Source organism: Streptomyces sp. YS-3, assembly GCF_045257485.1.
GTDB lineage: Bacteria > Actinomycetota > Actinomycetes > Streptomycetales > Streptomycetaceae > Streptomyces.
In genome coordinates this window covers 1-6,032 of sequence record NZ_JBJHPC010000443.1, presented here as the reverse complement: position 1 = coordinate 6,032, position 6,032 = coordinate 1, and the positions used below count along the sequence as shown (strand labels likewise).

Here is a 6,032-nt window from a genome sequence, read left to right as displayed (position 1 = left end):
GTACAGCGCGGGGGCATGGGCGCCGTGGGTGGAGAACGCCGTGGGCGGGTCTGCCTCGTGGCAGACCCGCCCAGTTCTGAAACTATTCGGCGTTGTCCTCACTGGCCGAGTGGAATCGGACCGCGCCGGCGCGGCGCTGTCACGGCGCGAAGGCGTACCAGTGGCCCTGCACGTACTCGCAGTCCCAGACACCCCACTCGTGGGCGACTATCACGGCGGCCTCGCAATCCCTGGCGTTGGCGAACGGGCCGGCCGCGACGTGCACGGTCAGCGGCGCTGTCACCGCGCTGGCAGCGGCGGTGGTACCGCCCAGAGCGACCAGGGCCAGCAGCCCGGTCGCGGCGAGTGTGGCTGTACGACGTCCGAACATGATGCATCCTCCTGAAAGTAACCGCGGCCTGTCATGGCACCGCTGCGTGTGCCCGCTGCTTGAGTCGTACGGGCAGTCGTGTCCGCCGCATGCGCTTCAGCACGGTTGTGCCGTCACGCGCTCGATCTTGCTTCCGACGGATAACACCAACCCTTGCCACAGGCACCGTTGTCCGCACCACCCATACAGCAACGCACCAGGTCAGCACCTACCGGAGACTGGACATCAGGGTTTGTCCGCGGACAAGCCCTCACGAGTGGGGGCCCGGACGGTCATGCGGCAGTGGCTCGCCCCGATAGCCGACGCCTCCGCCAGGTAGTGCCACAGCTCAGGTAGTGCCACTGCGGCGGCCGGGTGCTCCGCAGCGGCCGGCGCTGCGCAGCCCGCTTCCGGGCCGCGTCCACAATCGTCCAGCACCGGCCCCAAGGACGGTGGTGATCCTCGGCTTGCTGGTGGTGGTCCGGGTCAGTGCGTGCCGCCCCTGGTGGACCACCTGGCCGTCACGAATGATCGACAGCCACTCGGAGCCGGCCTCCATCCACGCGATCTCGATGGCGTCCCCGCTCCACACTTCCGGCGGACCGCTGAACCGGCCGGTGAATTCGTCCTCGGGTGTGGTGCGAGGCGGCAGCCGTTTGGGGCTCCACGCGCTATGAGCTCGTAACACGATCATGGGTGGGCCTTCTTGAGCGTCTCCAGCAGATGAGGCTGCAGGCCAACGAGACGAAGGCGTCGTGGAGTTCGGTTCGGCGTTCCCAGCGGACGGCAAGGCGTTTGAACTGGTGGAGCAGGGCGAGGGTCTGCTCCACGACGTAACGGAGTTTGCCCAGGCCCTTGATGTTCGGGGCGCCCTTGCGGGAGATGACCGGCAGGATCCGCCGCTTGCGCAACTCCCGGCGGGCGGGGTTGGAGTCGTAGCCCTTGTCACCGAGGAGCGAGTCGGGGCGGCGGCGTGGCCGCCCGGGCCGGCCGTCCGGCCACGGGCGGGATGCCATCGACCAGGGCGAGGGTCTGGGTGACGTCGTTGACGTTGGCCGCGGTGGTGATGACCTTGAGCGGGGTGCCGCGTCCGTCGCAGATCAGGTGGTGTTTGCTGCCCGGCTTGCGGCGGTCGACCGGCGACGGACCGGTGTTGGCGCCCCCTTTTTCGCGCGGATGTGGGAGCCGTCCACGCACGCGCGGGACCAGTCGAGTTCGCCGGCCGCGTTCAGCTCGGCGAGCAGGGTGCGGTGCAGTTGGTCGAAGACTCCGGCCTGCTGCCAGCGGTCCAGGCGCCGCCAGCAGGTCTGTCCCGAGCCGAATCCCAGCTCCAGCGGGAGGAGTTGCCAGGCTATGTCGTTGTAGAGGACGTACAGGATGCCCTGCAGACACAGCCGGTCCGGTACCGGCCGTGGGCCCGGCGGCTTCTCTGGCCAGGGCGGCAGCAGCGGCTCGATCAGCGCCCACAAGTCGCCGTCCACGATCCATGGCCGGGTGCTCACATCCTCCCGAACGGCGGAATCGTCACATCGGTCACGCCGGACAAGGGCACCACAACAAGATCAAGTTACGAGCTCGTAGGACACGGTCTGATACCGCAACGGCTTCGGCGTGACTGGTTGCGAGGCTGTTCGCCGGCCTGGGTATGGATGGGGGTCTTGGTGATGTCAGGGCGTAACGGGGAGGCTAGCGAGGTGCCGCGAGTACGTCCCGGAGTACGTTCGCGAGCGTGACGCGGGCCAGCTCGTGTCTCAGGGTCTCCTCGATGCCCTCGTAGATGCTCTGCATCGCCGGCTGGATGCCGTGACCCACCACGCATCCCTGATCCGGAGTGGTGCGGTGCATTGCGAATAGCGGGCCGGGTTCCACTGCCTCGTACACGTCGAGCAGGGTCATCGACTCCAGCTCGCGTGCCAGCGACCAGCCCGCGCCCACGCCCCGCCGGGACTCCACGAGCCCGGCCCTGCGCAGCTCGCCGAGCAGCCGTCTGATCACCACTGGGTTGGTGTTCGCGCTGGTCGCGATCTGCTCGGAGGTGGCGACCTCATGGCCCTGGCGCTGGTAGAGGCCGATCCAGGCCAGCGCGTGGGCGGCGATGGTCAGCCTGCTGTTGGCGCTCATGGACTCCTCTTCTCGGCCGCAGCGCTTCATGTTACGGCAATCGTAACAGTGAAGGTTGCAACAGCCTGTTGTAACAATTAACGTTGCGACTGCCGGGAAGGGTCAATCAACGAGGTGAGAAGAATGAGCAAGCCACTCACGGGCAAAGTCGCCCTGGTCACCGGAGGGTCGCGCGGACTGGGAGCCGCGACCGTACGACTGCTGGCCGAGCAGGGCGCCGACGTCGCCTTCACCTACGTCAGCTCCGAGAAACAGGCGCAGGCCGTCGTCGACGAGGTGCACGGCAAGGGGGCCAAGGCCGTCGCCTTCCAGTCCGACCAGGCGGACACGAGCCGGGCGCCGGCGCTGATCGACGACGTGGTCGCGCACCTCGGCGCCCTGGACATCCTCGTCAACAACGCGGCGATCTCCGTGGCCGGCACGGTGGACGACCCGGATGCCGACACCGCCGCACTGGACCGGATGCACGCCACCAACTACCTCGGCGTGATCGCCGTCATCCGGGCCGCCTCCCGAGTGCTGCGCGCGGGTGGCCGCATCATCACAGTGAGTTCCGGACTGGGCTCCCGGGTCGGCGCCCCCGGCCTTGCCGACTACTCGGCGACCAAGTCCGGGATCGAGAGGTACACCATGGGCGTCGCACGCGACCTCGGGCCCCGGAACATCACGGCCAACGTCGTGGAGGCCGGACTGATGGAGGGCGGCATGCAACCGCCGGACCCCGAGACCCTCAAGGCCCTGGTCAGCTCGCTGTCCCTGCAACGCATGGGGCACCCCGACGAAATCGCCGCGGCGATCGCCTTCCTGGCGAGCCCCGCCGCGTCGTACGTCACGGGCGCAGTGCTGGACGCCCACGGCGGCTACAACGCCTGAACCCCAACCCCTGCCGCGCGCTCCGAAGGACATCGCGCCTTCGGGGCGCGCACCGCCAACGACCCGCATGTGCGTGAACACACCTCAAGAAGCCCGGATCGTGATCGTGTTACGAACTCGAAGGAACGTAACCGTCTCAATGTTTCCCTCCTTGATAGTCGCGGCGGCCGGTAGGCCACCGGCGGTTTCGGGCAGTATGGCCACCGGAGTCCCTGGGGGATAGCACTCCCTACAGGCCATTGGCCGGAACGGACGCGACATGATCCTTGAGGAGTGGGGGGACCTGCCCGGCTGGACGGAGACGTACGAGGTGGTGGCGAGCAGGGCCCGGGGCCGGATGTTCAGCATGTGTTGCGGCTGGTCGCCCATACCGCGCCCGAGGACAATCTCGCCGGGTGGTACGGCGGGGCGCCGGACGTGTGGGGCGGTGAGGCCATCGAGACAGCGTGGATGGAGGCCGGGCCCGACCGCTTGGCGCTCCTGCGTGACGGCCGGGTGGTCCACCAGGGGCGCGACGCACTGACCCGGACCACCACCCGTGAGCTGAGGATCACCACCGCCCTCGGCGCCGACGGCGTGATCGGGGCGGCCGTGGTCATCGAGCGGGACCACACCCCCGCCGAGCGTGAGGAGCTGGAGCGGCGGATCGTCCAGCGCGCGCAGGAGCTCTAGGGCTGTGGACCACAGTGACGACACGATGGACACCGAGAGCACGCGCGGGTCCACTTCGTTGATCCCCGCGTCCGCCTCCTGGCCGAGGCCCGATGGCGGCTTGCGACCGGTGGCACCCGGCACGAGTGGCTGTGCCAGATCCAGCGGAGAACACCCTGGCAGAAGGCCCCTGCGCACCGCCGAACTGCACAGAATCACTGAGCCAACAAGCCGTCAACCCGACCCAACCAACCTGCACAGCCCCAGTTCACAGACTCGACGACTACCCAGGTCCACTGAACGCCGACATACGCGACGGAAGAAGCGCCGCGCTCCGCGCGGCTGGCCGGCGGCTCCCGCCGCCGGGTGCAGCCAACTCCGTTGGCTGCGGCGCGAATCGCTCCCCGATTCGGCCTGAAGGAATCCGCTCCGCGGATTCCTTGGTCTGGCTAGAGTGCGATCGGCCGGTACGCCAGGGCGGCCTCGACAACCTGAGTGGCCGTCAGTTCCCTTTCGTATCCCTCGTTCTCTGGATAGTAGATCAGGTCACTGACCCGTGGATGCAGCACGTTTCTTTCCAGGGTTTCGACGAGCGCGCTGTGCTCTTCTTCCGTGCCTTCGCCGTCCATGATGCGCTGCACCAGGTCCACGAGCTCACTGTGTGTCAGGCTCCTTGTGCGTCCGGGCTCTGCTGTCGTCCGACGCACCCTCTCTCCTTGCTCGTGGATGTCGTCGCCCTTCCTGGAGTCCGGCGGCCCTGCCTCACGATAGCGCTGCGGGCGTCCGGCAGGGCTATGGATGCAGAAAGCTAGGGATTCTTCGAGATTTTGGCGCGCCCCTCGGCGGAGGGAGTGAGGGGGTGGTCCGGGGAGTCGAGCCACAAGGTGTGTTCTCCGCTGGCGTGCACGGTCAGTCCGTGACGGCCTACGCCGGGGCGGCCGTTGTTTTCCCAGGACGCGTAGGCGGCGGCGATCTCGTTCCACAGGCGACGGGGGCCTGCTTGGGTGACGGTGAACTCGGTGGTGTGGGCGCCGTCGTAGTCCACAGTCGCCCACGAGGTGCTGGTGGTGTCCTCGACACGGAGGCGGACGGGGGCGTGTTCGCCGGTGGTATCCCAGGCGAAGAACGCGCCTGAGACGGTTAGTCCGACGTGGAATTCGGCGTCCAGGTCTCCGCCGGCCACTGCCCACGGCGAGAGCTCCGTCGCGGACGTCAACTCCTCAGCACCGGTCACCTGGGCGTGCGCGCCGTTCGCGGTTTGCTGTTCGCTGCTGGGGCGCATGGGCATGAAGGAGGCGAAGTCGTGGAACTGGCCCTGTGCGGTGCCGCTCGCGCTGACGGTGAGGGCGAGGGTGCCGTAGCAGCACCAGGCTGACGTCCAGGGTGTGACGATCCGTCCGCCGGGGGCGGTCTGGGTGATCCAGGCGGGCGGAATCTGGTCGACGGAGAACGTGGCCAGCACCCGGGCATAGGGCGCCGAGCCGGGATAGCCCTTTGCTGCATCTGCCTGGACCACGGTGGGCGTGTACCCGGCGGTCTTCAGGTTCCGCTCGCCCTGTTCGGCCAGCGCTGGGTCCAGCTCTACCGTGGTGACGGCGCCCTGCCCGAGCAACGCGCTCAGCAGTGCCGCGTTGAAGCCCGTCCCCGTGCCCAGCTCGATAACGTTGAAGGGCTGTTGCCGGGTCCGTTCGGGGGCGGTGACCCCGGTGAGCTGGAGCATGCGCAGCACCATGGAGGGCATCGATGCCGATGATGTGGGCAGGTCGTCGGTGAACTGGGTGACCAGGGTCTGGTCCGTGTACGTGGCGGCCATCCACTCTTCCGGCTCTGTGCCCCGGTTGAGGGGCAGGTAGCCGCCCTGGCCATCGCGTACCCAAACGGTCTCGGGCAGGAACCGGTCACGGGGCACCTGCCGCAAGGCCGCGGCGAACTCGTCAGGGACCGGGTGTCCGAGCTGTTCGGCGACCTGGGCGAGCAGTCTCTGTGTGTGCGCTGCTTGGGCCGGTGCGTTCACCGGGGGCTACTTCTTGTCCGGGGC

The 6,032-nt window shown here is 68.1% G+C and carries 7 protein-coding genes and 1 pseudogene; 2 read left to right on the top strand and 6 right to left on the bottom strand.

Features of this window, described 5'->3' with window-relative positions:
- Positions 1-139: 139 nt before the first annotated feature.
- The 4 genes and pseudogenes from ACJA3G_RS27655 to ACJA3G_RS27640 all read right to left on the bottom strand — a co-directional run bounded on the left by ACJA3G_RS27655 (position 140) and on the right by ACJA3G_RS27640 (position 2,470).
- Positions 140-370 carry a hypothetical protein gene (locus tag ACJA3G_RS27655; RefSeq protein WP_406555759.1) on the bottom strand — a complete coding sequence of 77 codons (231 nt, stop codon included), beginning with the start codon at positions 368-370 and terminating at the stop codon, positions 140-142.
- A 328-nt stretch (positions 371-698) separates the two neighbouring features.
- Positions 699-1,043, bottom strand: coding sequence for a hypothetical protein (locus ACJA3G_RS27650; protein ID WP_406555758.1), 345 nt, complete (start codon positions 1,041-1,043; stop codon positions 699-701).
- A pseudogene (locus ACJA3G_RS27645) lies at positions 1,021-1,851 on the bottom strand (IS5 family transposase). The gene ACJA3G_RS27650 and the pseudogene ACJA3G_RS27645 overlap by 23 nt, the downstream one beginning before the upstream one ends.
- Positions 1,852-2,035: 184 nt before the next feature.
- Entirely contained in the window at positions 2,036-2,470 is a 435-nt protein-coding gene (locus ACJA3G_RS27640; RefSeq protein WP_033325690.1) for an Rrf2 family transcriptional regulator, read from the bottom strand.
- Between the two features lie 123 nt (positions 2,471-2,593).
- Between ACJA3G_RS27640 and ACJA3G_RS27635 the strand changes: the two genes are divergently transcribed.
- A complete protein-coding gene (locus tag ACJA3G_RS27635; RefSeq protein WP_406555757.1) occupies positions 2,594-3,343 on the top strand; it encodes an SDR family NAD(P)-dependent oxidoreductase in 750 nt (249 codons plus the stop codon).
- A gap of 273 nt (positions 3,344-3,616) precedes the next feature.
- Complete coding sequence (locus ACJA3G_RS27630; protein ID WP_406555756.1) at positions 3,617-4,015, top strand: hypothetical protein; 399 nt, start codon at positions 3,617-3,619, stop codon at positions 4,013-4,015.
- A gap of 428 nt (positions 4,016-4,443) precedes the next feature.
- On the opposite strand, the gene ACJA3G_RS27625 is transcribed toward ACJA3G_RS27630, so the two are convergent.
- Together ACJA3G_RS27625 and ACJA3G_RS27620 are read right to left on the bottom strand one after the other, a co-directional pair.
- A complete protein-coding gene (locus ACJA3G_RS27625; RefSeq protein WP_406555755.1) occupies positions 4,444-4,701 on the bottom strand; it encodes a bacteriocin immunity protein in 258 nt (85 codons plus the stop codon).
- A 101-nt stretch (positions 4,702-4,802) separates the two neighbouring features.
- The gene (locus ACJA3G_RS27620; RefSeq protein ID WP_406555754.1) at positions 4,803-6,008 is read right to left on the bottom strand and encodes a methyltransferase domain-containing protein; all 1,206 of its coding nucleotides are present in this window, start codon (positions 6,006-6,008) and stop codon (positions 4,803-4,805) included.
- Positions 6,009-6,032: the final 24 nt, after the last annotated feature.

Bases quoted from the DNA above. Each gene is read 5' to 3' on its own strand.
- ACJA3G_RS27655 (WP_406555759.1), bottom strand. From the start codon at position 370: ATGTTCGGACGTCGTACAGCCACACTCGCCGCGACCGGGCTGCTGGCC.
- ACJA3G_RS27635 (WP_406555757.1), top strand. From the start codon at position 2,594: ATGAGCAAGCCACTCACGGGCAAAGTCGCCCTGGTCACCGGAGGGTCG.
- ACJA3G_RS27640 (WP_033325690.1), bottom strand. From the start codon at position 2,470: ATGAGCGCCAACAGCAGGCTGACCATCGCCGCCCACGCGCTGGCCTGG.
- ACJA3G_RS27650 (WP_406555758.1), bottom strand. From the start codon at position 1,043: ATGATCGTGTTACGAGCTCATAGCGCGTGGAGCCCCAAACGGCTGCCG.